Source organism: Ensifer sp. (assembly GCF_035999135.1).
Lineage (GTDB): Bacteria > Pseudomonadota > Alphaproteobacteria > Rhizobiales > Rhizobiaceae > Ensifer.
In genome coordinates this window covers 12,491-39,050 of record NZ_DASYGZ010000010.1, presented here as the reverse complement: position 1 = coordinate 39,050, position 26,560 = coordinate 12,491, and the positions used below count along the sequence as shown (strand labels likewise).

The 26,560-nt window shown below is 63.1% G+C and carries 20 protein-coding genes and 1 riboswitch; of the genes, 10 read left to right on the top strand and 10 right to left on the bottom strand.

What is annotated here, in order from left to right; translation table 11 throughout:
- The 3 genes from VGO12_RS00790 to VGO12_RS00780 all read right to left on the bottom strand — a co-directional run.
- Positions 1 to 1,179: cache domain-containing protein (locus VGO12_RS00790; RefSeq protein WP_327510855.1), on the bottom strand; the 1,179-nt coding region annotated here is incomplete at its 3' end.
- A gap of 387 nt (positions 1,180 to 1,566) precedes the next feature.
- On the bottom strand, positions 1,567 to 2,319 hold the full coding sequence (locus VGO12_RS00785) for a crotonase/enoyl-CoA hydratase family protein (RefSeq protein WP_327510851.1): 753 nt from the start codon (positions 2,317 to 2,319) through the stop codon (positions 1,567 to 1,569).
- 11 nt (positions 2,320 to 2,330) lie between these two features.
- Entirely contained in the window at positions 2,331 to 4,112 is a 1,782-nt protein-coding gene (locus VGO12_RS00780; protein WP_327510850.1) for an acyl-CoA dehydrogenase, read from the bottom strand.
- 188 nt (positions 4,113 to 4,300) lie between these two features.
- On the opposite strand from VGO12_RS00780, the gene VGO12_RS00775 reads away from it, so the two are divergent.
- The gene (locus VGO12_RS00775) at positions 4,301 to 5,290 is read left to right on the top strand and encodes a transporter (RefSeq protein WP_327510849.1); all 990 of its coding nucleotides are present in this window, start codon (positions 4,301 to 4,303) and stop codon (positions 5,288 to 5,290) included.
- A 60-nt stretch (positions 5,291 to 5,350) separates the two neighbouring features.
- Here the strand turns inward: VGO12_RS00775 and VGO12_RS00770 are convergent, their stop codons facing one another.
- Positions 5,351 to 5,803 (bottom strand): BA14K family protein, encoded by a 453-nt coding sequence (locus VGO12_RS00770; protein ID WP_327510848.1) that lies wholly within the window; start codon positions 5,801 to 5,803, stop codon positions 5,351 to 5,353.
- A 397-nt stretch (positions 5,804 to 6,200) separates the two neighbouring features.
- On the opposite strand from VGO12_RS00770, the gene VGO12_RS00765 reads away from it, so the two are divergent.
- A complete protein-coding gene (locus tag VGO12_RS00765; RefSeq protein ID WP_327510847.1) occupies positions 6,201 to 7,361 on the top strand; it encodes a glycoside hydrolase family 25 protein in 1,161 nt (386 codons plus the stop codon).
- 36 nt (positions 7,362 to 7,397) lie between these two features.
- On the opposite strand, the gene VGO12_RS00760 is transcribed toward VGO12_RS00765, so the two are convergent.
- On the bottom strand, positions 7,398 to 8,495 hold the full coding sequence (locus VGO12_RS00760; protein ID WP_327510846.1) for a hybrid-cluster NAD(P)-dependent oxidoreductase: 1,098 nt from the start codon (positions 8,493 to 8,495) through the stop codon (positions 7,398 to 7,400).
- 1 nt (position 8,496) lies between these two features.
- A complete protein-coding gene (locus VGO12_RS00755) occupies positions 8,497 to 9,741 on the bottom strand; it encodes an aromatic ring-hydroxylating dioxygenase subunit alpha (protein WP_327510845.1) in 1,245 nt (414 codons plus the stop codon).
- Between the two features lie 104 nt (positions 9,742 to 9,845).
- Positions 9,846 to 10,046, bottom strand: a riboswitch (cobalamin riboswitch).
- 314 nt (positions 10,047 to 10,360) lie between these two features.
- Between VGO12_RS00755 and VGO12_RS00750 the strand changes: the two genes are divergently transcribed.
- The 3 genes from VGO12_RS00750 to VGO12_RS00740 all read left to right on the top strand — a co-directional run bounded on the left by VGO12_RS00750 (position 10,361) and on the right by VGO12_RS00740 (position 13,577).
- Positions 10,361 to 10,960, top strand: a complete 600-nt coding sequence (locus VGO12_RS00750; protein WP_327510844.1) for a DUF6656 family protein — start codon at positions 10,361 to 10,363, stop codon at positions 10,958 to 10,960.
- 78 nt (positions 10,961 to 11,038) lie between these two features.
- Positions 11,039 to 12,013 carry an L-threonylcarbamoyladenylate synthase gene (locus VGO12_RS00745; RefSeq protein WP_327510843.1) on the top strand — a complete coding sequence of 325 codons (975 nt, stop codon included), beginning with the start codon at positions 11,039 to 11,041 and terminating at the stop codon, positions 12,011 to 12,013.
- Positions 12,014 to 12,146: 133 nt separating this feature from the next.
- A complete protein-coding gene (locus tag VGO12_RS00740; protein WP_327510842.1) occupies positions 12,147 to 13,577 on the top strand; it encodes an FAD-binding oxidoreductase in 1,431 nt (476 codons plus the stop codon).
- 55 nt (positions 13,578 to 13,632) lie between these two features.
- On the opposite strand, the gene VGO12_RS00735 is transcribed toward VGO12_RS00740, so the two are convergent.
- Positions 13,633 to 16,107, bottom strand: coding sequence for a DUF1217 domain-containing protein (locus tag VGO12_RS00735; RefSeq protein ID WP_327510841.1), 2,475 nt, complete (start codon positions 16,105 to 16,107; stop codon positions 13,633 to 13,635).
- A gap of 331 nt (positions 16,108 to 16,438) precedes the next feature.
- On the opposite strand from VGO12_RS00735, the gene VGO12_RS00730 reads away from it, so the two are divergent.
- On the top strand, positions 16,439 to 17,005 hold the full coding sequence (locus tag VGO12_RS00730) for a DUF6101 family protein (protein ID WP_327510840.1): 567 nt from the start codon (positions 16,439 to 16,441) through the stop codon (positions 17,003 to 17,005).
- 342 nt (positions 17,006 to 17,347) lie between these two features.
- Here the strand turns inward: VGO12_RS00730 and ubiA are convergent, their stop codons facing one another.
- From ubiA to VGO12_RS00715, 3 genes are all read right to left on the bottom strand, one after another.
- On the bottom strand, positions 17,348 to 18,310 hold the full coding sequence (gene ubiA, locus VGO12_RS00725; RefSeq protein ID WP_327510839.1) for a 4-hydroxybenzoate octaprenyltransferase: 963 nt from the start codon (positions 18,308 to 18,310) through the stop codon (positions 17,348 to 17,350).
- A gap of 178 nt (positions 18,311 to 18,488) precedes the next feature.
- Positions 18,489 to 19,295: a MipA/OmpV family protein gene (locus tag VGO12_RS00720; RefSeq protein WP_327510838.1), complete on the bottom strand. Its 807-nt coding sequence runs from the start codon at positions 19,293 to 19,295 to the stop codon at positions 18,489 to 18,491.
- A 168-nt stretch (positions 19,296 to 19,463) separates the two neighbouring features.
- Positions 19,464 to 20,279 (bottom strand): helix-turn-helix transcriptional regulator, encoded by an 816-nt coding sequence (locus VGO12_RS00715; protein ID WP_327510837.1) that lies wholly within the window; start codon positions 20,277 to 20,279, stop codon positions 19,464 to 19,466.
- Between the two features lie 110 nt (positions 20,280 to 20,389).
- Between VGO12_RS00715 and VGO12_RS00710 the strand changes: the two genes are divergently transcribed.
- From VGO12_RS00710 to purD, 4 genes are all read left to right on the top strand, one after another.
- Positions 20,390 to 21,586 (top strand): MFS transporter, encoded by a 1,197-nt coding sequence (locus VGO12_RS00710; RefSeq protein ID WP_327510836.1) that lies wholly within the window; start codon positions 20,390 to 20,392, stop codon positions 21,584 to 21,586.
- A 176-nt stretch (positions 21,587 to 21,762) separates the two neighbouring features.
- Positions 21,763 to 22,803, top strand: coding sequence for a spermidine/putrescine ABC transporter substrate-binding protein (locus tag VGO12_RS00705; protein ID WP_327510835.1), 1,041 nt, complete (start codon positions 21,763 to 21,765; stop codon positions 22,801 to 22,803).
- Positions 22,800 to 25,169 carry a putative bifunctional diguanylate cyclase/phosphodiesterase gene (locus VGO12_RS00700; protein ID WP_327510834.1) on the top strand — a complete coding sequence of 790 codons (2,370 nt, stop codon included), beginning with the start codon at positions 22,800 to 22,802 and terminating at the stop codon, positions 25,167 to 25,169. The genes VGO12_RS00705 and VGO12_RS00700 overlap by 4 nt, the downstream gene beginning before the upstream one ends.
- A gap of 106 nt (positions 25,170 to 25,275) precedes the next feature.
- Entirely contained in the window at positions 25,276 to 26,547 is a 1,272-nt protein-coding gene (gene purD, locus VGO12_RS00695; protein WP_327510833.1) for a phosphoribosylamine--glycine ligase, read from the top strand.
- Positions 26,548 to 26,560 lie beyond the last annotated feature (13 nt).

The following is a 26,560-nucleotide window of genomic DNA, read 5'->3' as shown; positions in this document are numbered from 1 at the left end:
ATCGCCATCGGCAAGGCGGCCAAGGCCGGACGCAAGACCATCGACGGCCTGCTGGATTTCGGCAGCGTCACGCGCCTTCTGCGCTTCGCGCTCGAGGCGCTCGCGTTCCGACAGCGACCGGTTGGCGTCCGCTTCGCTTTCAAGACGCGCACGTTCGACGGCGTTGGCCTTGAATACGCCGACAGCGGCAGCCATCGAGCCGATCTGGTCGGTGCGCTCTTCGCCGGGGATTTCGACGTTGTGGTTGCCCGAAGCGAGCTTTTCCATGGCGCCGGTCATGTCGGTGACCGGACGGATGACCAGACGGTTGAGGAAGGTCGCGAGGAAGACGAGCATGACGCCGACCGCCAGAATGGTGGCGATGGTGGCAGCGATCCGGAACTGGTCGATCGCCGAGTATGCGGCGTCGGCGTCGATGACGAAGCCGACATACCACTCGACCGAGGGAAGACCCTGCACCGGAACGAAGCTCACCAGCATCGGCTTGCCGCCGAGCTCGGTGTTCATGATGCCGGTACCGATCTTGGGCGTGTCGACCGGGAAGGCATCGGCGAGCGACTTGGTGACGAGCTTGGCGTCGGGATGAACGAGGATCTGGCCGTCCTTGCTGGCGAGGAAGGCGAAGCCTTCGCCGCCGACATCGACGCCCTTGATCATCGACACAAGCGTATCGAGCGAGAAGTCGCTGGCGGCAACACCATAGAGCTTGCCGTCGCGCTTGACCGGCACGGCGGCGCTGATGATCAGCGCGCCGCTGGAAGCGTCGACATAGGGCTCGGTGAGGACGCGGGCGTCAGCCTTGACCGCCTGCTGGTACCAGGGGCGCTGGCGCGGGTCGTAGCCGGCCGGCATCGGATTATCCGGCCAGGTGATGAACTTGCCGCTCTCATTGCCAACATAGGTCGACATGAACTCGCTGGTCAGTACGTCGTTCTTCAGGATCGGCTGGATGGCGCTGTCGTCAGCGACATTGCCGGTGGCATCTGCAACCATTGCCGTCAGCGTGACGCGGCCGTTCAGCCACTTGGCAACGCTCTGGGCCGCCTGCGTGCCGGAGGAGGCAATGTTCTCCTCGACGGCCTTGGTGGTGGTGGCACGCTGCAGCGTGTCGATGTAAACGGAAAAGCCGGCAAAGGCGCCGACGACGACACAGGACGCGGCAACGAGAATGCGCGTCATGAGGTTCGATCGCTTGGACAAGATGGGCTCCCAATGGGTGCCGGCGGCGACCGCCGGACATGAGCTCGTAATGATTTTCGCGCAGCATCGTTCGTCCGCCGGAAGGGCGGAGCGACAAGGCTCACGGGAAAACGTGGAACATGCCAGAAGGCGGAAACAGCCATGCTTCATGCGGCTGGAGCCATCCGAAAGAGGATAGGCCTATCGCGCAGGACGCTAGCGATCGCTATTTAAGAAGCGATTAAAATTGACATATGCAAGTTCGCGATGCCCACGGCAACGCGATCTTTACGGTCGGGCGGCTAAGACCGCGCCCCCGCACACGAAAACGGGCGCCACAGGAGCGCCCGAAATCACCTATGCAAGGCTTTTCCAGTTTCGGCTCGCCTAGCGGCGCATGAAGGCTTCGAAGGCGGCCCGCGCTTCGGCGCTCTTCAGCTGTGCCGCGAAATGTTTGGCCTCCTCGTCGATCCTTGCCAGCACGTCGCTGCGGTCACCGCGAACAAGTTCGCGGGCGATACGAAGCGCTTCCGGCGGTTTCTTGGCGAGCCGGGCGGCAACAGCCAGCGTTTCGCTTTCAACCGCCTCCGGGGCGACGATCGTCCAGATCAGCCCGGCATCGAGCGCACCCCTGGCATCGAGCGGCTCGCCGGCTGCCAGCAGCGCGAAGGCGCGTTGGTGGCCCATGATGCGCGGCGCGATCAGGCTCGAGGCGGCTTCGGGCACCAGCGCCAGATCGACGAAGGGCGTCTTGAACACAGAGCGCTCGGAGGAAATCGTCAGGTCGCAATGGAGATGAATGGTCGTGCCGATGCCGATCGCCAGGCCGTCGACGCCCGAGACGACGGGCTTGGTGGCCGTGGCGAGCGCCTTCAGGAACTCCATGACTTCCATGCCCATGGAGCCGCCCATGGCAAAGGCGAGGAAATCCGCCATGTCGTTGCCGGCGGAGAAGCAACCGTCCGTGCCGAGGAATGCCGTGGCGCGCACCGCCGGGTCGCTTGAGGCGACCGTCAGAGCCTTGGTCATCTTCGCGTACATGTCGCGGGTGATGGCGTTCTTCTTTTCCGGCCGGTTGAAGCGGATCACCTGGACGCCGGGATGGGCTTCCGGCCGTTCGATGAGCACGTGGTCGGTCATGGATATTCCTCTCAGGCCAGAACGGCGCGGGCCACAGCCAGGCTGTCGGCACCGTTGACGACACGATCCTTCAGGGCGGCGGTTTCCGCGAGAAGGTTTTCCGCAGTAAAGCGGCAGAGCGCAATGCGCTGGTTTTCCCGGCCATCGCCCGCTTCTGCAAGGCCACCCTTGGCGAGATAGGCACCCGTCAGCGCCAGACCAAAGAGACGCTGGTAAGCGGTGGCGCCGGCCAGCGCCTCGGCAAGCTTGCCGCCGGCGACGGCCGCGATCAGCCATTCGGTCGCGGCTGCGAGATCGTCGAGCGAAGCATCGAGCCGGGCGGCGGTTTCGCCGAACCCGTCGCGGTTGGAGGCGCGGACTGCTTCGGCGATCGCACGCAGTTCGGCGATAAAGCCACGCACATGCGCGCCGTCGGAGAGCGGCAGCTTGCGGGTGACGAGGTCGATCGCCTGGATGCCGTTGGTGCCTTCGTAGATCGGGGCGATGCGGGCGTCACGCAGGTAGCGGGCGGCACCGGTTTCCTCGATGAAGCCCATACCGCCGTGCACCTGGATACCCATCGAGGCGACATCGACACCGGCGTCGGTGGAGAAGGATTTCGCGATCGGGGTCAGCAGGCTGGAGCGCTCCTGCCAGAATTTCGCTTTTTCACCTTCGACCGCGTGCCCCATGTCGACGGCGTGGGCGCAGGCATAGGAGATCGCGCGCGAGCCCTGGGTCAGCGCCTTCATCGTCAGGAGCGTGCGGGCGACATCCGGGTGCTCGATGATCGGGCTCATGCCCTGCCCGGTCCATCCGGGCGCCTTGCCCTGGGTGCGCTCCCTGGCAAAGGCGATGGCCTTCTGGGTTGCGGCATCGGCAATGGCGACGCCCTGCATGCCGACGGCGAGACGGGCGTTGTTCATCATCGTGAACATGCAGGCAAGGCCGCGGTTTTCCTCGCCGATCAGGTAGCCGATCGCCCCCTTCTCCGTGCCGAACCTGCCGTCGCCATAGATCATCGTGCAGGTCGGCGAACCGTGGATGCCGAGTTTGTGCTCGAGCGAATGGCAGAAGAGGTCGTTGCGTTCGCCGAGCGAACCGTCCGCGTTGACCAGGAACTTCGGCACCAGGAACAGCGAGATGCCGCGCGTGCCGGCGGGCGCATCGGGAAGGCGTGCCAACACCAGATGAACGATGTTGTCGGTAAAGTCGTGTTCGCCCCAGGTGATGAAGATCTTCTGGCCGAAGATACGGTAGGTGCCGTCGTCGCGGCGCTCGGCGCGGGTCTTGAGCACACCGAGGTCGGAACCGGCATGCGGTTCCGTCAGGTTCATCGTGCCGGTCCATTCGCCCGAGACCATCTTCGGCAGATAGGTCGCTTTCAGCGCCTCGGAACCGTGCTTTTCCAGTGCTTCGACGGCGCCCATTGTCAGCGTCGGCCCAAGCGCGAAGGCCATGGAGCCGGCGTTCCACATTTCCATCGCAGCGACGTGCAGCATGTGCGGCAGCTTCTGGCCGCCGAATTCTTCCGGCGCCGTCAGCCCATTCCAGCCACCTGCGATCCAGTTGTGGTAGAGGTCACGCCAGCCGTCCGGCGTCTCGACCTTGCCGTCGACCAGGCGCGAGCCCTGCTTGTCGCCGACATCGCCGAGCGGCGCGACTTCGTCGGTCGCAAAGCGGCCCGCTTCCGAAAGGATGGCATCGACCAGGTCTTCGCCGAGGTCACCGAGCGCGCCGGAGTCGAGCGCCTCGCCCATGCCTGCCACGTGCTTCAGCGTGAACGCGATCTCGTCGACGGGTGCCTTGTACATGATGATCCTCCCAGATAGCCAGGTCACGCGAGAGCGCTTCCTGTTGCGCCGAACACTATTGATTTTTACGTAAACGTCAACGTCAATCCGGTCATCGTCCCCTGAGCCCTGGGCGCCGCGGCCTGTAACAAAACTGTCATCAACGGGGCATAGAAGCCAAGGCACACGGCATCCGCCAAGGCGTTCAGATGAACCTGATTTCCCCTGAAATACCCGGCATCGTCTGGGCCTATCGTTTCCTGCCGGGCGAAAGCCGGTGCCAGCGCATCGCCACCGACGCCTCGATCGACAGCCTGCTTTCCGGCGAAGGATGGGTGTGGGTTCATCTGGCTCTTTCCGATGCGCGAACGCCCGCGCTCATCGAGCGGATCGGCAATCTGCCGCCGCTTGCGGTCGCGACGCTGACCAGCCACGACACACAGGCCGCAATCACCGTTTCGGACGATATCGTACACGGCACGCTCGTCGATTTCGAGCGCACCTTCGACGCGGTGACCAAGACGATCGGCTGGCTGCATTTCGCCGTCAGCGACCGGATCATCATCACCACGCGGCTGCATCCGTTGCGCAGCATCGACCGGGTCAAGGCGGCGGTGGAAAAGAGCGTGAAATGCACACGCCCGATCGATCTCTTCGAGATGATTGTCATCGAATTCCAGCGCACGCTGATTTCGCTGGTTCTGGAACTGACCGAGGACCTGAACATCATCGAGGATCATGTCTATGGCGAAGCCGGGCATCGCCAGCAGCCTGGACTGGCGCCGCTGCGGCGCACCGTCGTGCGGCTTCACCGGCATCTGCGCACGATCCTCGCGCTCTTGAGACGCGCCGCCGCTTCGGACGAGGACGAGGTGCCGCCTGGCTTCATCGACGCTGCAGAGCGGCTGTCCGACCGGCTAGAAGCGGTCGATCGCGATGTCTTTGCGCTGCAGGAGCGGGCGCGGTTGCTGCACGAAGAGATCGACAGCAAGATCTCCTCCGAGACCAACCGCCACCTCTATATCCTGTCGCTGATGACAGCCTTCCTGCTGCCACCGACACTGGTTACCGGCTTTTTCGGCATGAACACCGGGGCTCTGCCATTTTCAGACGGCACAGGCACCTTCTATGCCGCCCTGTTCATCGCGCTTTCGATGGGGCTTGCCTGGTGGATCCTGAGGCGCATCGGCATCCTCTGACGCTGGCTCTCACAGACGGAAAAGGGCCGGTGGACGAAAGTCCCCGGCCCTGTTCACCCCTTAGCTATAGGGCGAATAGCATTGCTGGCGCGGGCCGCCATAGGGCTGATAGGTGTTGTCGTAGGCCCTGTAGGAACGGTAGCGATTGGCGCACCACTGCACGTGGCGGCTGCCGTAAACGGGGGCCGGACGCTCGTAGCGCGGCGGCTGGGCGATTGCGCCGCCAATGATCACGCCAGCGCCGAAAGCAGCCATCGGATACCACCAGCCGTTATAGTAACGGTAGCCAGGGCGACGATAGTTATAGCCGCGGTAGCCGTTGTAATAGTAATAGCCGCCGCGACGCTCCATGCCGGGCCGGCGATACTGGACGTTGACCGCATCACCCTGTTGCTCGACACGCGGCGGCGCCGGCGTGAACGCCTGCGACGGAGCGGCCGACGTCATCATCGTCGCCGCGGCGACCAGCGCGCAGAGCCACGTCTTCGTTCTGGTCTTCAGCAAACTCGTCATCAAATCCCTCCATCACCGAAAACATGCTCGAACTGAGCCCGAGGATCCCGGGCAAGCGAGATCATTTCAACCTTTGCATGATTTCACCCGGATCAAGGCGCATTCCGGGGATGCCCCTCAGCCGGGAAATCCGAAATCGTCGGAAAACGCATAAGCCTCCGGTTTTGTTCCATCTTCCGGATGCCTGCGGCTGGTCCCTTTCGCATCCAAGTACCGCCCAGGCAAAGCCGAGTAGCCCTTCGCACGCGTCGCGGCCAGCGGATCGACACAATGAACCACATCAGCAACGCCTCATATACAGCCGCAGATCGGTATACTTTCGCGTCTCGCCCGCTACAGTCCCGCGTCAGGGCTGGGGTTTACGGTACATTAACGATACAGTCGGCAATCTCAGAGAATGGCAAAGCGGCATATCTCGACCTCAGGGATGATTCTGCGCCTCGCGACCCTCCTGGGTCTGGTTTTCGCGGCGGCGACGGCTCGCGCCGGTGAACTGGAGCCCTGGAAAACCAAATCCAACGCCATCATCGTCGATGCCTATGAAATGAACAGCATCGACTGGGAAACGATGCTTGAGGACAAGCGTATTTCCGGCTTCATCGCCAAGGCCTCCGATGGGCTGCCCGAAAGCTTCTCCTGCACGGGCGACCACAACGGCGACACCTTCAACCACTGCAAGACGATGTGGCGCAAATACGCGGTCAGCCGCGAGCTCTACCAGACGCGCCGGATGATCGCGCGCTCGCACGGGCTGCTGTGGGGCGCCTACCACCTCGCCCGCCCGGGCAACCCCGTCGACCAGGCGAACCATTTCCTCGACTATGCCGAACCGCGTGACGACGAGGTGATGGTGCTCGACCTCGAGGGCCTGGATCCGGACAAGTATATGTCGCTCGAGGATGCCGCGATCTTTGCCGGCCATATCAAGACGCGCACCGGGCGCTACCCGATACTTTACACCAACCACGTCACGGCCAGATACATCGCGACGCATCGGGCGAAGTATCGGCTGCTATCGCGGCTGCCGCTCTGGTACGCGCGCTACAAGCCCGATATCCGCCAGGTTTTCCCGATGGGCAACTGGGACAGCTACGCGCTCTGGCAGTTCTCCTCCGGCGTCAACTGCGGCAAGCGGCGCTGCCCCTATCGCGTCCCCGGCACGCTCGACGACATCGACGTCAATGTCGCGGCGATGTCGCCGCTCGCCTTGAAGACGGTCTGGGCGCAAGGCGCGCTGCTTCCCGAAAAACCGTTGCCGCTGCTGCTTGTCGCCAAGGCCGAGCAAGGGGCGGGCGCGGCCTCCGCCGCCCGGGCAGGCGCCACATTCCAACCGGCGCCATTGCTCGTCAGCCGTGCCGAGGCATCAGGCGGCGCCGGCAGCGGCGTCGACACAATGGTGACCGGCTCGATCGTGCTCGGCCCCAGCGAGGCGCCGGCCTTGCACCTGGCAACGGCTGCCGACGACGTCAAGGCGCATGAATGCGCCGAAGTGGCCACGGGTACCGACAGCCTGCGGCTCGTCGCGGTCAAGCTGCCCTTGTGCAGCAACGCCCAATAGGGCGCGCCGGGGCCGGGTCGATCAACGACTGCCCGGTCACGCTTCGATCTGGATATCCCCGAGCGGACGCGAGCAACAGGCGAGGATATAGCCCTCGTCGATCTCGTCGTCGAGAATGCCGCCATTGTGGTTCATCTCCACCTCGCCTGCGACCTTCATCACGCGGCAGGTGCCACAGATGCCGCCCTCGCAGGCAGCACCGATCCTGACGCCGTTGGCACGTGCGGCCTGCAGGATCGTCTGACCGGGCTTCGCCTCGATCTCCTTGCCACTCATGGTGAAGGCGATCTTGGCGGCCTGTGCCTCCCCCTCGTCGCCGGCGCCGGCGCGAACGGCGATTTCTTCCGCCGCGGGCGCTGCAGCCGGCTGGAAACTCTCCTCGTGGTACCGACTCATGTCGAAGCCCGCGGATTTCAACATCTCCCGCACGCCGCGCATGAACGGTTCCGGACCGCAACAGAAAACCGTGCGCTCCAGGAAGTCGGGTGCAAGCAGCGGCAGCTTGGCGCCGTCGATACGGCCGCGCAGGCCGTGCCAGCCGTGGCGGGCCTCGTGTCCCTCGACGATAAAGCCGAGGTTGAGCCCCGACATCTGGGTGGCCAGCACCTCGAGCTCCGAGCGGAACAGAAGGTCATCGGGGCGGCGGGCACAGGAGATGAAGGTGACGTCCGTTTCCGGCACGCAATCGGCCATCCAGCGCGTCATCGACATCATCGGCGTGATGCCCGAACCGGCGGAGATGAAAAGGTACTTGTCGCCGGGATGGCGCACGAAGCTGAAATCGCCGAGCGGGCCGAAGGCCCGGAGCTTCATGCCCGGCTTCAGATGGTCGAACATCCAGCGGGTGCCGATGCTGTCTGACTGCGCCTTCACCGTGACCGCGATCGACAGTGGCCGCGACGGCGTCGACGACAGGGTGTAGGTGCGCATGACGGGCTCGTCCGCTGCGACCGGCAGCTCAAGCGTCACGAACTGGCCGGGAAGATAGCGAAACCAGGCCGGCTTTTCCGCCCGGAAGGTAAAGGTCATGACATCGGCGGTCTCGATCACCGCCGAGGTGCATTCGAGCATCTGCTGCCGGTCGATCCAGACGTGCAGCGCATCGAAATGATGAAACGAAGAGGCCATCTGCATCTCAGGCGACCCTTGAAAGCGGAGCCGTCTCGCCCTGCAGGCGCTGCTCCATGAATTTGCAATACCATTCGACGAACTGCATCACACCGCCCTCATGGTCAGGTGAATAGGGGCCGGGCTCATAGGCCGGCGAGCGAATGCCGAAGGCATTTTCCTCGACGATCTGGCGGTCCTGGTCGTTGGTCTCGGTCCACACATGCGTCAGTTCCTCGAGGTTGTAGTCGACGCCCTCGACCGCATCCTTGTTGACCAGCCACTTCGTCGTCACCTGCGTGAGTTCCGGACCAAGCGGCAGCACGCGGAAGGTGATGGCATGGTCGGCCAGCACATGGTTCCAGGTCGTCGGATAGTGGAACATCAAGAGCGTGCCGATCTGGCTCTGCGGGACATCGGCCGAAAGCGCCCGCCTCACGGCGCGCGCGCCCGACATGGTGTAGCTCTCTGCATCGTCGACGAGCGGCATGCGGGCGGCGCGGAACTGGCCGGTCGGCGACATCCTGAATTCGCTCGGAAGCCCCTCGGCCTCGCATTTCGCCCAATGGGCGGCGATGACAGGATCGTCCTTGGCACCCTGGACGCCGGTCGCACTCGGGGCTTCCGGGTAGGTGCGGCAGAGTTCGGGATGGTTGGCGGCGCAGTGGTAGCACTCGCGATTGTTTTCCCAGACGAGTTTCCAGTTGCCCTTCTCGACGATCGTGCTTTCGAAGGCGACCTTGGTCTCTCCGAGGCGGTGCTGTGCCAGATAGGGCAAGGCCAGCTCGCGGAAGGCGGTAAAATCCATCGGCTTGTCCGACAGGTTGATGAAGATGTAGCCGCCGACCGTTTCGCAGTGGATCGGTTTCAGGCTGTGGGCCGCCTTGTCGAAATCCTCGCCCATCTGGCGGGCAAAGAGCAGCGAGCCGTCGAGCTCGTAGGTCCACTGGTGATAGGGACAGACAAGCTTTGCCGACGACCCTTTTTGTTGCTGGCAGACGCGCGAGCCGCGGTGGCGGCAGGAATTGTGCAGCGCGCGGATCATGCCCTGACGGTCGCGCGTGATCACGACCGGGTAATCGCCGACCTGGACGGTGAAGTAATTGCCAGCCCGCGGGATCTCGCAATCATGGCCGATGAACAGCCAGTCCCGGTACCAGATGTTTTCCAGATCCTGCCGGTAGAAATCGGGGTCGATGTAGAAGGCCCGATCGAGGCTGTAGCCGTCGCGCTTGCCCTTCAGCCTGCGCAGCATATCGTTCCTGGTGTCCATGTCCTGTCCTCATGCGCCATGTTTCGGAGAGGCAGGACAGGAACCCGCACGGGCGCACGCCCATGCGTTTGAGGCTCCGATCCGGCTGCCCGCCGCAACCCGTTACGGTTATGTCTATCAAGGCTGGTTTCCGGGCTCAGGAGCCGTCCTTGAAGGACCAGCCCGGCGCCTTCCCGGACGAACCCGTCCAGTGGCCTTTTGCCGAGGCTTTCGCTCCACCACCGTTGCGGGGGCAGCGCCGGGTTTTGACCGGCTTCCCAATTCTCCACCTCTTTTAAGGCGGCACCTTGAGTAAGAATATGTAAGCGCAGATGCCCGGTCAGGAGCTGCCGGATAGCGACATCCAATTCCGGAATGACGACACGGCCAAAAGTACTGACAGCACGCGCTGTCGTCGAATTTTCACATTACAAACATATAGATAGCTTACAAGTTGAGCATTTGATGATTTTTGCGGCGGGGGCGGCGCAGATGCGCGAAGGCGCCGCCCGTTTGCGACATGCAAGAAGACGAGAGACATGTGCGGCGCGGCCGGACGAAATCTTTCATTAACCATGAACCGCTAGCCTAGCCGGCGGACGAGAGGTCCGGCAGGCAGGCAGATGGCGCGCTGACAACAATGGCAAAGTTGAGATACTACGACGCGGCGGCCGAGAAGGCGCCGGCAATCCCGCCGAAGGCGGCTGTTCATACCGAGTTCCTGCGCACAGGCAGGATCAACCGCCGGCAATGGGTGCCGAGCGAGCGCCGGTACCTGAGCTACGAGGAAGTTGCGGACAGGACGGGCAAGAAGCTCACCACGGCCGGCGACACGACCCACAAGCGGATCAACGGCTTCCACACATCGATCCAGTTCCCGAAAATGGTGTTTCACCGCACCCTCGTCGGCCGGCCGCATCTCGGGTACTGCCACGTGACGGCGGCGCGCACGCCCGTCACTCCTTCCAAGGACATCACCTGGTCCTTTTACTTTGCCAACTTCTTCAGCGAACTCGGCAACGAGACGCATTTCTTCGACCGTATCCAGAGCGGTTTTGCGCGCATGTACTTCGCGGTCGCGATCGAGCCGGACGCTGAAGCCGGACACATGGTCGTCAACCGCAGCTTTCGCGACAATGGCCTCCTGTTTCGCACGGACGATCCGAAGGTCGCGCTGAAAAACGTGTTGTTGCTCGGCGCCAAGGACGATGCGTTGCGCCGCATCATCCGCAGTCTCTGATCGCACGGCGCGATAATCCGAAGAAAACCGTTCTGTTTTGCCGATGCGTCCGCTAAGGAAGCGTCGAAAGGAAACGGCATGGCTGAGATCATCGACACGGGCAGCGAACCGGAGCGCGCGATCGAACGCGCCTGTGCGGTTCTTGCCGAAGGCGAACCGGTCGCAATCCCGACCGAAACCGTCTACGGGCTTGCCGCCGACGCGACCAATCCCGAGGCGATCGGCCGCATCTACGAAATGAAGGGGCGCCCGCGCTTCAATCCGTTGATCTCGCATGTTTCCGACATGGCGATGGCCGAAGCGCACGTGACCTTCGATCCGCTTTCCCGGCAACTGGCGGAGGCTTTCTGGCCCGGACCGCTGACGCTGATCCTGCCGCAGCGGCCCGAGAGTACGGTCCATGCGCTGGCGTCGGCCGGTCTAGACACGCTCGGCATCCGCATGCCCGACGGGTTTTCGCGCCGGGTGATCGGCCGTTTCGGCCGGCCTCTCGCCGCTCCGAGTGCCAACACCTCCGGCAAGATCAGCCCGACCAGTGCGGCCCATGTCGAGGCCGATCTCGGGGCAAAACTGAAATTGATCCTTGATGCCGGCGCGGCCGAAATCGGCCTGGAATCGACCATCGTCAAGGTCGAGGGCGACGCGGTGCGTCTGCTGCGCCCCGGCGGGCTCGACGCGGCCGCGATCGAAGAGCTGCTGAACCGGCCGGTGATCAGACTGGAAGCCGCCGGTGCGACGATCGAGGCGCCGGGCATGCTGGCCTCGCATTATGCGCCTGGCGCGGCGGTCCGGCTCGACGCCGTCGACGTCGCTGCCGGCGAAGCGCTGATCCGCTTCGGCGGCCGCCCCATTGCGGGCGAGGAACTGGCGACGATCGTGCTCGACCTCAGCCCTGATGGTAATCTGCGCGAAGCGGCCGCCAATCTGTTCGACTACATGAAGCGGGCCGACGCCAGCGGCGCCCGGACGATCGCTTTCGGGCCGATGCCGTCCGACGGACTGGGAGAAGCGATCCTCGACCGGTTGCAGCGGGCAGCCGCCCCCCGAGAATGAGGCGCATGGCAGCGCCCGTCGAGCGTCGAGCCCAAGCGCCGCGACGACAGCGCCGGTTGCGATAGCAACAGCAGCGGGTCATCTTGGGTCCAAAGCAGACAGTGCGCCACGGGCGCGACACGAAGGCAGTCCCATGACGACGTTCCCCTCCCCCGAACTGATCGCCTCCTTTATCGACATCGTCGGCAGCGCCAATGCGCTGACGTCAGAGGCGGACAAGGCCCGCTATCTCGTCGAGTCCCGCGGGCTCTACCGTGGCACGACGCCCATGGTGCTTCGACCGGGCTCGGTCGAGGAGGTCTCGCGCATCCTGAAGCTCGCAAGCGCCACCGGCACGGCGATCGTACCGCAGGGCGGCAACACGGGCCACGTCGCCGGCCAGATCCCGCGCGAGGGCAAGGCGGATATCGTGCTTTCGCTCGAGCGCCTCAACCGCATCCGCGACGTCGATCCGGTCGGCAACGTCATCGTCGCTGACGCCGGCTGCATTCTCGCCGACATCCAGAAAGCGGCGGACGACAACAACAGGCTGTTCCCGCTGTCGCTCGGTTCGGAAGGCTCCGCGCGGATCGGCGGCAATCTCTCCACCAATGCTGGCGGCACCGCGGTGCTTGCCTATGGCAACATGCGCCAGCTCTGCCTCGGGCTTGAAGTGGTGCTGCCGACCGGCGAGATCTGGGACGGGCTGCGCCGCCTGAAGAAGGACAATACCGGCTACGACCTGCGCGACCTCTTCATTGGCGCCGAGGGCACGCTCGGCGTCATTACCGGCGCCGTGCTCAAGCTCTTTCCGAAGCCGCTCGGACACCAGGTGGCCTTTGCCGGCGTCGGCAGCGTCGAGCACGCGCTGGCGCTCTTCGAAAAGGCGTCCAGCCTTTGCGGACCGGCGCTGACGGGCTTCGAACTGATGCCGCGGCTTGGCGTCGAGTTCACCACGAAACACATCCCCGGCGTTCGCGATCCGATGGATACGGTCCACCCTTGGTACGCGCTGATCGATATTTCGACATCCGATTCGGCCGAAAGCGCCGAGCGGATGGTTCAGGACCTGATGGAACAGGGTTTTGCCGCCGGCCTGATCGAGAATGCCGTGATCGCTGCCAGCGAGACGCAGGGCAAGGCGCTGTGGCACATGCGCGAAAGCATGTCCCCGGCGCAAAAACCCGAGGGCGGCTCGATCAAGCACGACGTCTCGGTGCCGGTGTCCAGCATTCCCGCCTTCATGCGGCAGGCGGACGCCGCCGTGATGAAAGCGATCCCCGGCGCGCGCATCTGCTCGTTCGGCCACATGGGCGACGGCAACATCCACTACAACATCTCGCAGCCGGTGGGCGCCGACAAACAGGCCTTCCTCGACCGCTGGCGCGAAATCAACGCGATCGTGCATGGCATCGTGCTTGCGTATAACGGCTCGATCTCGGCCGAACACGGCATCGGGCAGCTGAAGCGAGACGAACTCGCCGCGATCCGGGAACCGATCGAGATCGCACTTATGCAAAGGATCAAACACGCCTTTGATCCTGCAGGCATCATGAACCCGGACAAGGTGCTGCGCGCGGATTGACGCCTGCCGCCATTGCGTGCGGCAGGCACGAGATCGATCTTGTCAGGCCCGCGTTTTAGCGACCACCCGACCGCAATTGCGAAAGGGACAGGAGCGTTTCGGCGCTGACCCCGCCACCGCCGCCGCCGGTGAGGATGGCAAGGCCGGGTGAGACATCCGTGTTGTTTTCAACGTCATAAAGCGCTGTGAAGCGCTGCAGCAGCTTCTCGAGCTTGCCCGGCTCCTGCAACTCCTTGATATTGACGGCGCGCTCGAGATAGGCGGCCTGCGCGTCGATCTTGGCGTTCTGCAGGCCTTCGGGCATGCTGTAGGCCGTCTTGATCACTTCGAACAAAGCGCGGTCCGCCAGGATATCGTAGGCCGTGTTGATCTCGGACGCCTTGCGCTTGAAGTAGAGCGCGAGCCGGATGCCGCCGTTGTCCGCACCTTCGCTTTCCTCAAGCGACTGGTTGAGGAAGAGATCGGCTGTTGTGACCAACCCGCGCCGGGTCTGGATCTGGCCGGCCTCGCCCCGGACGATCCTGCCATCCTTGTCGAAGTTGAAGCCCGAGACGATCTCGCGATACTTCAGTCCGTTCGGATCGGTGTTGATGAAGCTCTTGGGATCGTTGAGGTCGGACGTGAACATGTCCCTGAGATAATCGGTCTTGACCGTCTCGGGATCGATGCCGGAGCCGACGAGAACGAAATTGACCAGCCGCTGGTTCTTCAGGAAATCGTCGACCGTCTCGACCTTCTCGATCTCGGCGGCGTAATATTTCGCTTCCTCCTGCGCCTTCTCCTTGGCGACCTTCTTCTCCTCGTCCGTGCCGAAACGCGACATGGCGATGACATAGGACTTGGCGGTGTTCATGACGTCCGCCTCGCTCTGCGCCACTTTCGGGGCGCCCAGCGATCCGTCCGCATTGAAGTTGAACGCCTTGACGAGGTTGACGTAGCGCTCGTCGCGCAGCGTGTTGGCGTAACTCTTGGGATCGTTGAGGTCGCTCGTCAAAATCCGCTTCAGCGTTCGTGCGCTCAGATCCTCGTTTTCGAGCCCGAAGGCACGCAGCGCGAATTTCGTCATCGCGCTGTTCTTGAGCAGGTCGTCGACCGACGTCATCGTATTGACCAGCAGTTTGAAGCTCTTGACCTGGGCTTCATCCTCGGCGTCGCCCTTGTCGTTGTAGCGCACCATGTAGCCGTCGGAGGTCTTCTTCATCTGCTCGGCGTCCTGTGCGGACTTCCCGGCCTGCAACGTGCCGTCGGCCTGGAAATTGAACGCGGCGTACAGGTCCTTGTAGGCGGCGTTCTCCCCGACCCCGTACCTGTTGACATAGCTGTTGGGGTCGTTGATGTCGCTCGTGAGGATATTCTCGATCGTCGAGCGAACCGTCGTCGACGGGTTCAGGCCGTAGGCCGTCACCAGATAGTTGTAGATCCGGCTGTCATTGACGAGATCAGTAACGTTCGTGATGCTGCCGATCTTGCTTTCGTAATATTCCTTGTTGAGAAGCGCGCCCGCTCCGGTCAGGCGGTCCGCGCCGAGTGGCGTCTTTCCGGGACGCGTGAACACATAAGCCTCGTTGAGAAGCTTCTTCTTTTCATCGCTGATCGCCTTTTCGCCCGTCGGCACGGTGCCGTCGGCGTTGAAATTGAAGGTCGAAGCGAGCTCGATATAGATCTTGAGACTGTTGTTCTGGCTCTGCAGCGACTGGTATTCCGCCGAGAGCTGCGCCTTGATCGCCGGCGCCTGATTGCGCGGCGGCAGCCGGGCGTCGAGATCCGTAACAATCGCGTTCTGCTCGTCGATCTTTGCCTGGATGGCCGGCTTGTCGGCAGCCGGCGCTGCCGCAAGCTGCGCTGTCAGCTTGTCGATCTCGGTCAACGCCGTGTCGCGTGCGCCGAGGTCGTCCAGCTGTTTCGTCACGTCGGTCAGCCGTGTCTGGACGGCCGTGCGGTTCGCGGTCAAGGTCGCGGGGTCACTGGTCAGGGCGTTGCGAACTTCGGTGTAGGAGAACGTCTTCGGGTTCAGGTCGAATAGCGGAAACGTGAATTCGCGGAGCCTCGCGTTACCGAGAAACTGGTCGACATCGGTGACCAGATCCATGGCAGCGCCAAAATAGGCCATCTCGCCACGCATGACCGTGTCCATGTTGTTGATCCGGTCGTTGTAGAGACCGATCAGCGCATCCTGCTGTGCACTGGTTTGGGCCACTGGCTTTGACGAAGAGAAGCTGAAGGCCTGCGCGAAGTTCCGGTAGCGTTCATCGTTGAGACGGTTGGCGAAACTGTTGTCGTCCGACAGGTCGCTTTCGAGCACCTTCTTCATGAAGGCCTTCGCATAGGTCATGTCCTCAAGACCATGCGCTTTCATCGCGTAGGAGTAGAGACGGTAGTCGTCGAGAAACTCCTCGACAGTTTTCACCGTACCGATGTTCTCCTTATAATACTCGATCTCACGCGCGGCCTGCGGCTGCTGGGCGATCCGGTCAAGGCTGCCCCGCATGTCCCGTGTGATGCGACTGTAGTCGAGATAGGTCGATACCATGCCTGGCGCCTCATTACGTGGAGAGGGGCAAGATCGACCCCGAAACAGAATTCTGACGCGCCATGATTGCAGGACTGGCTTGTGTGTGGCTTTTCGCCTGCCGGCTCGATCTCGCAACAGGAACCGGATCGAAACAATGTCGTCCGCTGCGTTGACGAAACGGAAACCTTGGCCGGTCGGCTTTTGCTAACCATCGAAAAACGCAAAGTTTTCTTAACCGCGAATTTTAAGCCGTTCGGAAAGGGGGCCGCCTATTCTCCCGCCATAGAGGACGAAAAGTCCCGACGAGAAGACCGGAAACCGGCTCTCAAGGAAAACAAGGGCGATTGAAATGCGCAACACTCTCTCTCAACCCGCATGGGTCGAAAACACGCTCCGTCTTGATCCGAAGCGCTTTCCACAGCAGGCAAGCTACGCATTGCGCGATCATACGGGTAATGTCACGATCAGCCTGGACGAGCGTGGCGCAGTTCTGCGCAAGGTGCTACCATCGAGTGGCCTGCCGCTTTCGATCGCACTGCCGGCGCGGGCATTCAAAGGGGTCGCGGCTCGCGCGATCGATCACGGCGACGGAGACGTTACAGTGACGCTGGAACTTCATCACGACGACCCGGACCTCTGTGTCCCGCTGCTCGTCGCACACGATCTGTCCGACATCGCCGCCGATTGGCGCGCCTGGGCAGAAGCTTACCGCATTCCCATGCTGATGGTGGAAGCCGATGGCGTGGCAAGGCCGCTCGAAGAGCATCTCGGCGATGTGCGCACGGCCCCGCTCAAACCGCGGCGTCGCCATTCCTTCTTTGCCGAGCGCCGGCCACGTTTCCTGGTGCGCCGCTCGACCGGCAAGCTCGGCGTCCACATGAAGATCGACGGGCGCGAGATCATCGCCCGCAGCTGATTGCCTGAATACCTCCAGTGCGAAAGCCGGCCGTTCCCTGCGGCCGGCTTTCGTCATTGGGGTTCGCGCGCCGGCTATTTCGATGTTCCCGCGGAAACGGTCGCGCCGCCTTCTTCATGCCATATGACCTCCATAGCCAAGGTACGAAGAAGGAGAAAAGTCATGCGCAAGCACATCGCCGCCATTGTCGCCGTCGTCCTGTCCGGCTTTCATGCGCGTCGCGAGGCGCGGAAGCGCAAGGCCGCCCGCGCGATCAGCTGGGCCTGAGGCGCTACCGCTCGCGACAGCGAGCCGACGGAATTTGAAAGATGAAGACGATCCTCCGCCATGACGGAGGATTTTTCATATCAGGCGGATCAGCAGCGCCAGCACCAGCCCGATAAAAATGATCAGACCGACGATCCCATTGAACTTGAACAACGCCAGGCACTGGGCAGGATCGTGAATATTGAGGACGAGGATCTGGTAGGTCAGCATCGCCGCCGCAACGAGCAGACCGACATAGGCGACGAGGCCCGCCCCGGCCGCAAGAAATGACAGCAAGATGAAGAGCGTTGCGACGCCGTAGAGGCCGATCAGCCACGGGCGCGGATTGCCACCAAACCGCCGCGCCGTCGAACGCACGCCGATCAGTTCGTCGTCCTCCCTGTCCTGATAGGCGTAGATGGTGTCATAGCCGATCGTCCAGGCCACGGCTGCTGCGTAAAGCAGCACGGACGCCAGCGACACGCCGCCGAATTCGGCCGCCCAGCCCATCAGTGCGCCCCAGGAAAAAGCAAGACCGAGGAAGAACTGCGGCCAATCGGTAAAGCGCTTGGCGAAGGGATAGATAGCAACGACCGCCAGCGACAGGACGCCAAGTACGATCGCGAAACTGTTGAACTGCAGCAGCACGATGAGGCCGACGATCGCCTGCAGGACCATGAAGACCTTGGCCTGAAGACGCGAGACGCGACCCGACGGCAGCGGCCGCGAGCGCGTGCGGGCAACCTCCATGTCGATGTCGTGGTCGACGATGTCGTTGTAGGTGCAGCCGGCACCGCGCATGGCAACCGATCCGGCAAAAAACAGGAAGCAATGGAACAGGAAACGGCCGAACGCGGACGGATCGGATCCCGCCGCCGCACCGGCAGCCAGCGCCGCGGACCAGAGGCAGGGCAAAAGCAGCAATTGCCAGCCGATCGGGCGGTCCCAGCGGGCAAGCTGGGCATAGGGCCAAAGGGCCCGCGGAAGCACGCGGTAGACCCAGTTGTTGGATGGCGCGTCCTGGACGCGCCCGGAATCGGCGGAGATCGTGTTGTTCATGTCCCTGTTTGACGCCGCAGTCCCTGCCGGTCAAGCGGCGAGATCGCCGCAGACCGACAGCGCCGCACGTCTGACAAGACGCGCAAAGGTCGCTAAGGCGCTCTGACTTCCTGGATGTGTCCGATCCTTGGTCGAGCGCGACGAAGGATCGATGCAGGAAAGTGGGCGGGCGCCCGGATCAGGGAAGCGTGAAGTCGAAGCGGTAGGTCGCCGAAAGGCCGACGAGGACCTGATTGCGGCTGCCGCGTTCCCGAACAAGGCTGGAATCGGCAGCCGGGCCGAGCAGGCGCTTGTACTCGGCATAAGCGCTGGTCTCGAGCTTCTCCGTTGCCTGCCAGGTGATCGCGGCGCCGACGCCGGCGGAGCCGATGCCGCCATGCGGGTTGTATTCGCTGAGACCCGAGGCTGCAGCCTCGCGGCCGTTCACGCCGTAATAGGCCGAATAGTAGTCGCTGGTGGCAGCAGTCAGGCGCGGACCGCCGGAAATGCGGACATTGCTGCTGACATCGGCAAAGGCGTCCGCCGTCACGTCGGCCACGATGCCGTGGTGGCTGCGGATGCCCTGGCGGACCTCGGCGCGCACGCGCAGCCAGTCGGTCGGATAGACCTCGGCAAAACCACCGGCCTCACCGCCGAACTTCACCGGGTCGAGCCCCTTGAGATCGCTCGACGTCCCGGCATCGCGCTCGAAAATCAGCTTGGCGACGAGACCGGCACGCAGGCTGCCCTGGTCGACCAGCGCATAGGACATGTTGTCGTTGCGCGAGGAGAACCGCACGGTGCTGCCGCTCTTGCCAAGCGAAATCAGCGGTGCGGCCTGAAACATGCGCTTCGAGGCGCCTTCGTATTTGGGGCCGAGAAAGCCTGTGGCGCCGACCTTCAGATACCAGTCGCCGGACCAGAAATACTGGCCGTCGCCGGCCGAGGCGACATTGGCCGACAGCAAAAGAGTTCCAGATAGGAGGAAAAGAGAACGGATACGCAAGAAACTACTCCGGAAAGATCATTCGCCGGGGCGAAGCAAGATCGTGACGCTCGGCCGTGGGGGACGTGGGCAGGAGCGACACGGGCGATTTATTGTCCCTTGTTCCTACGATTCCGTTAACCAGGTCAATTCAGCCTTCGTTTCCCATGTGGCCGATCGTGCCCATGCTCACTGTCCGAGATAGGTCTTGAGATAGGCGCTTGGCGGGCTGCCGAGCATGCGGCGAAACATGGTGGTGAAGGCCGCCACATTCTCGTAACCGGCATCGAGCGCCACGTTGGTGATCGGCTCGCCATCGGCCAGGAGCGGCAACGAGGCGAAGATGCAGGCCTGCTGGCGCCAGGTGACGAAACTGACCCCCGTCTCCTTGCGAAACATCCGGGTGAACGAGCGCCGGCTGAGACCCATGCGATCCGCCCACTGGTCGATGCTTGCGGCCGCCGAGGGCGCCTGGATGAAGTGACGGCAAAGCGCCGCAAGCTTTTCGTCGCGCGGGAACGGCAGACCAAGGGGCCGCTCCTGAAGCCGGCCGATTTCCTCGAGCAGCAGATCCGTGATCAGATGCTCGCGCCGCTCCGACATCGTCTCGTTTTCGACACTGACCAGGGCATCGACGAGGCTGCCGGCCAACGGGTTGATTTCCATGACCATCGGACGCTCGGCGCGCAAGAGATCCGGGGCGAAATAGATCGAGTGCATGCGCACGTCGCTGATCATCTCGGCCGAGTGCTCCATGCCGGCCGGGATCAGCAGGGCATGGCCGGGCGGAACCATCCATCGGCCGCGCGCGGTGCGCATCAGCACGACGCCCCCGCGCGCCCACCAGAGCTGCGTGCGGGTGTGTTTGTGGAACGGCACGAGAAGGCCCGCATTGTAATCCCGACCGAGCGCAAGCACCGGGGCGTTGCCCGTCTCGACCCAGTCGAGATTGCGGAAATGGTCGTCGTCGGGCAGCTGCGGCAGAGGAAATCGGCGGATCGGCATTTGGCCCACTCACGAAAGAATTCGACCACATCACAAAAGCAGGCCAATCGCAAGCCAAGTAGAGATAGCCCACGCCGCCCACATCCTTTTCAGACGGCAGGGAAACATCCATGTCTTCAGTGACTTCAACCACGGGGATCACCCCGGAAAAGACGGCCTTCACCGTCATCCTCGCCGTCAGTTTCTGCCACATGCTGAACGACATCATGCAGTCGCTGCTGACGGCACTTTACCCGCTGCTCAAGGCGAACTACTCGCTGGATTTCGTGCAGATCGGCCTTTTGACCTTCACCTTCCAGCTGACGGCATCGATGCTGCAGCCCGCCGTCGGCATCATCACCGACCGCTGGGCGCTGCCGTATTCGTTGCCGCTTGCGATGCTGTCGACCTGCAGCGGCCTGATCCTGCTCGCCAACGCCCATGAATTCTGGGTGCTGCTCGTCGCGGCGAGCCTGATCGGCGTCGGCTCGGCGATCTTCCATCCGGAATCCTCCCGCATCGCCCGCCTCGCCTCGGGCGGTCGCCACGGCCTGGCGCAGTCGCTGTTCCAGGTGGGCGGCAATGCCGGCAGCGCCATGGGGCCGCTGCTCGCCGCCTTCATCGTCATTCCCTTCGGCCAGGGCAGCCTCAGCTGGTTCTCGATCGTCGCGATCGTCGGCTTCTTCGTGCTCTCCTGGGTCAGCACCTGGTATGTCCGCCACCGCCGCACCACCATGAGCCGCTCCGCCCCGAGCCGTGCGCTTCCCCTGCCGAAGGGCCGGGTCATCTGGGCCGTTGCGGTGCTCGTGCTTCTGACCGCCACCAAGAACGTCTACATGGCGAGCATCTCCAGCTACTTCACCTTCTTCGTCATCGAGAAGTTCGGCGTCGAGGTGCAGCAGGCACAGCTGATGCTGTTCCTGTTCCTGGGGGCTGCGGCCGCTGGAACCTTCCTTGGCGGCCCGATCGGCGACCGCTACGGCGCCCGCTTCGTGATCTGGTTCTCGATCCTCGGAGTCATCCCCTTCGCGCTGATGCTGCCCTATGCGAACCTGTTCTGGACCTGCGTGCTTTCCGTCGTCATCGGCCTGATCTTTTCCTCGGCCTTCTCGGCGATCGTGGTCTTCGCCCAGGAGCTGGTGCCTGGACGCGTCGGGCTGATCGCAGGCGTCTTCTTCGGCTTTGCCTTCGGCTTCGGCGGCATGGGTGCAGCCGTGCTCGGCATCTTCGCCGACAGGCAGGGCATCGAGTTCGTCTACACCATCTGCTCCTACCTGCCGCTGCTCGGCATCCTGACGATCCTCTTGCCAAGGCTTCCGGCAAAGTAGCCGGTGCGGGCAGAAATTCCTGACTAAACCTCCACCGGGCGCCGGACGCGGCGCCCGGTTTTTCATTGCCTTTTTGAGCGGTGGACAGCACCCGCATCCTCCTCGCAGCCCTACGTAATCATTCATCAATTTTTGCGCGCTACGGTCGTCCATCGGGGCTTGGCAGGGGTGAAACTATGCAGGGGCGAACGGCGATTTCCGCCTTTCTGGCGACGTTGCTTCTTGCGACGGCGGCGAGGGCCGAGACGCTCAATCTCCTGATCTGGGAATCCTACATCGACCAGAAGATCCTGGACCGCTGGTCGTCGATCACCGGCGTCGCTGTCCACCAGGTCTACTACGACAGCGGCGACACCCGGGACGAGGTGCTGGCCGACCCGAACAGCCGGGTCGACCTCGTGGTCACCGGCGAAAACAGCGCCGCGCTTTTCGGGCGCAAAGGCGTGCTCGAAAAGGTCGACGAGACCAACGTCGCATCGCTCAGGGACTACGACGAAACCTGGCGCAAGCGCTGCTCCGGCAGCGGCCTGCCCTATCTCTGGGGCACGATGGGCATTCTCTACCGCTCGGACGTCGTCTCTCAGCCGCCGACCTCCTGGCAGGACCTGATGCGCCCGACTGCCGCACTCGCCAAGCATGTCGCAATGTACGACGATCACAACGAGGCGTTCGTCGCCCCGTTGATGCTGCTCGGCCAGTCGATCAACACCAATGACAGCGCCACGCTGAAGGCCGCCTTCACGTTGATGAAGGAACAGGCACCCTCGGTTCTGACCTACGAATACATCATCAGCTCGATCCAGAACCCGGCGGTCAGCAAGGACATTTACATGGCGCTCGGCTACAGCGGCGACCAGCACGTCCTTAACGACAAGGCCGGCACGCCCGGCGTCTGGCGCTACGCCGTCCCGAAGGAAGGCACGCTCTCCTGGCTTGACTGCATGTCGGTGGTCGCAAAGTCTCAAAACAAGGACAGGGCGCTGGCGCTGCTCGACTATCTGGGATCGCCCGGAAGTGCCGCCGCCAATGCGCTCGCCCTCAACATGCCGACGGCCAGCAAGGCGGCCTATAAGCTTCTGCCCGAAGCCGTCCGCGCAGACCCCGCAATCTACCCGCCCTCCGATATCCTGGCCAAGAGCCAGTACCAGCAGGAACTGTCCACAGAGTCGGTGCTCCTGCGCCGACGCATCATCAGCACATTGGCGAATTTCCAGTGAACCTCGGCAAACGCGCGCTCATCCTGATCTTTCCCGTGGTGCTTGCCGGCTATCTGCTGGCGGCCGTCTCGGTCCACGTCACGCAGAGCCGCTCGATCCGCGCGCTCGAACACGCCAAGCTGTCGCAGCGCCTCGAGCATGCGGCCGCCGTCTTCCAGAACGAAATCGGCAGAAGCAAGGGCTTCCTGAACGCCCTTCTCAATGGCAATTCGCTGCGCCAGTATGTTTCCGAAACGGATGCGAGCTACCGCGCCAACGCGCTTGGCGTGCGCTTGCAGGAGAGCGTCAAGTCGCTGCTCGACGATCCGACAGACTATGTCTCGCTTTCGCTCCTGAGCTCCGATCTGAAATCCGAATACTATTTCGAAAACAGCTGGGATCCCTTCGCCCAGATCGACGAAGCCCAGCTCAACCTCGCCCGTCGCCTGATCCGCGAAGACAAGCTCGCCGACTGGACCTATCTCTATGATGCCGGCCAGAGGCCGCGCATCGTCTATTCCTTCTTCCTCGACCCGGTTGCCTTCACCCGCCCGCTGCCAAGCAAGAAATCAAGCGCGCTGCTCGTGCAGGTCGCCATCCAGCCGGACCGGTTCCTCGACATGCAGCAGGCGCTGAAGAAGGAGTACGGCTCCGACATCGTTCTGCAGCCCTGGCCGCTCGCGATCACCGACGACCTTTCGGCAAGCGTCTATCTCGGGCCGTCCCTCTACGCCACGCTCACCGTTTCGGGCGACCATTTCGAACAGCTGATGGCCCGCCAGCGGTTTCTGCTGGGGCTTGGCGCCGTCGCGCTCAGCCTGTTTTCGATCTGGCTGATCATCATGCTGATCCGCCGCTTCATCACCGATCCGATCGCCACCCTCGACGCCAATGTGATGGCAGTCATGGTTGGTGCGCGCGACGAGATCCGCAACATGGACGAAAAGGGCGAGATCGGGCGGCTGACGGAGAATATCCGCGAGCTGCACCGCCAGTCGGTGCAGTCCTTGAAGCTTGTGCAGCGCAGCTCCTGGACCGATACCCTGACGGGCATCAGCAACCGCGGGCATTTCAATGCGCTTGCGGCTGGCGCTGTGCGCGAGGCGATCGCAGCCGGCGAGAAGTGCAGCCTGCTTTTCATCGACATCGACAACTTCAAGTTCGTCAACGACAAGCATGGCCACGAGATCGGCGACGAACTCCTAAAGACGCTGGCGACCCGCATCGCCGAGCGCGTCGATGCCATCACCGAACGGCGCGGACAGAAGCCCGCCATTCTTGCGCGCCTTTCGGGCGACGAATTCGCGGTGCTGGTGCGCTCGCGGCCGGGCGACGGCACGGTCAGGGAAATCTCCGGCGCCATCCTTTCGCTGTTCGAGGACGGTTTCGAGGTCACCGACAAGCGTTATCCGGTCACGGCCAGCATCGGCGCGGCCATCTGCCCTGACGATGCGACCAATCTTGCCGAACTGATCTCGAATGCCGATGCGGCAATGTACCAGGCGAAGGTCAGCGGAAAGAACCGCTCCGCCCGCTTCTCGCGCGCCCTTCACGACAAGCGCACCCGGCTGCGCCAGATCCAGGACGAGCTGCGTTCTCTCGATCCGGACGAGCAGTTCCACCTGGTCTACATGCCGATGGTGAACACGGAAGGCCGTGTGACGGGCTGCGAAGCGCTGCTGCGCTGGTATTCCCCGGTTCTCGGCAACGTCACGCCGGATGAATTCGTCCCGATCGCCGAAAGCTCCGGCCTGTTTACCAAGATCGACTGGTGGGTCATCAACCAGGCGATGTCGGATTGCGGGCAGCTGAAGGCCCTCTTCGGCCCGGAAACAGTGCTGGCGATCAACATATCCTCCGCCGAACTGCACTCCAAGGCGATCGCCGAGCATTTCTCCGAATGCCTGGAGCGGCACGGTCTTGAGGCGAGATCGATCGAGATCGAACTTACCGAAACCTTCGCCATCAAGTTCAGCGACCAGCTGCGACGCAACATCGACGCGCTGCGACAGAGGGGTTTCCGCCTGTCGATCGACGATTTCGGCGCGGGCTATACGTCCGTCCAGCAGATCATCGAATACACGGCAGACACCATCAAGCTCGACCGGGCGCTGGTGTCGAACCTGACGGCTTCGCAGTCGCTGCCGGTGCTGAGGGCGCTGATTGCGCTCTGCCACGCCAAGGATGTCGCCGTCGTCGGCGAAGGCATCGACACGCCGGAAAAACTCTCGATGCTGACGGCCGCCGGTTGCGACCTGTTCCAGGGCTACCTTATCAGCAAGCCGCTGCCGATCGAGGATCTCGCGATCTGGGCTCTGACACGCACGGCCCGTTACGCCGGCGATGAGGGGCAAGACGACACGCACAACCGTCAAGCCATCGCCTGAACCCGGTCAATTGCGGGATTTGCCGCCTCAAGTCCCGTTTCCGCTTGACCTCGCCGCCCTGTCGTCCTAACCGCAGCGCAGCAATTTCGGGATGTCGGGGGCTGCAATGAAGGTTCTTCTGATCGGGTCGGGTGGGCGCGAACACGCGCTGGCATGGAAGATCGCGCAGTCGCCGAAACTGACCAAGCTTTATGCCGCGCCGGGCAATCCCGGTATCGCCGAAGAAGCTGATATCGTTGCGCTCGACACCGAGGACCACGCAGCCGTCACGAACTTCTGCAAAGCTCAGGCGATCGACTTCGTTGTCGTCGGACCCGAGGGTCCGCTGGTCGCGGGGCTCGCCGATGTGCTGCGCGCATCCGGTTTCGCCGTCTTCGGCCCCTCGGCGGCCGCGGCACAGCTCGAAGGCTCCAAGGGCTTCACCAAGGATCTCTGCGCCCGCTACGACATCCCGACCGGTGCCTATGGCCGCTTCAGCGATGCCGAGAGCGCGAAGTCCTATGTGCGCGATCAGGGCGCCCCGATCGTCATCAAGGCGGACGGACTGGCTGCCGGCAAGGGCGTGACGGTTGCCATGACACTCGACGAGGCGCTCGCGGCCGTCGACGACTGCTTCGCCGGCGCCTTCGGCGCTGCCGGCGCCGAAGTGGTGGTCGAGGCCTATCTCGACGGCGAGGAAGCGAGCTTCTTCTGCCTCTGCGACGGCACGACGGCACTGGCGCTGGCGTCCGCCCAGGACCACAAGCGCGTCGGCGACGGCGACACAGGGCCGAACACCGGCGGCATGGGCGCCTATTCCCCGGCTCCGGTCATGACGCCTGAGATGATCGAACGCACGATGAAGGAAATCATCGAACCGACGATGCGCGGCATGGCCGAAAGCGGACATCCCTTCTCGGGCGTCTTCTTTGCCGGCCTGATGATCACCGCCAAGGGTCCGGAACTGATCGAATACAATGTCCGCTTCGGCGATCCGGAATGCCAGGTTCTGATGATGCGCATGAAGAGCGATCTCCTGCCCTTGCTCCATGCCACCGCGACCGGAACGCTCGCAGGCATGGCGATCGAGTGGCATGACGAGACGGCGCTGACGGTGGTGATGGCCTCCAAAGGTTATCCGGGAAGCTATGCCAAGAACACGCCGATCGCCGCCGTTCCCGACGCCTCCGACACCACCAAGGTGTTTCATGCCGGCACAGCGCTGAAGGACGGCGCCCTCGTTGCGACCGGCGGCCGCGTGCTCAACGTCACCGCAACCGGCAAATCCGCAGGTGCTGCCAAGGACCGGGCCTATGCGGCGGTTGCGGCCGTTTCCTGGGACAACGGCTTTTACCGGCACGATATCGGCTGGCGCGCGGTTGCCCGCGAAAAGGCGTAATCCGACCGCGCGC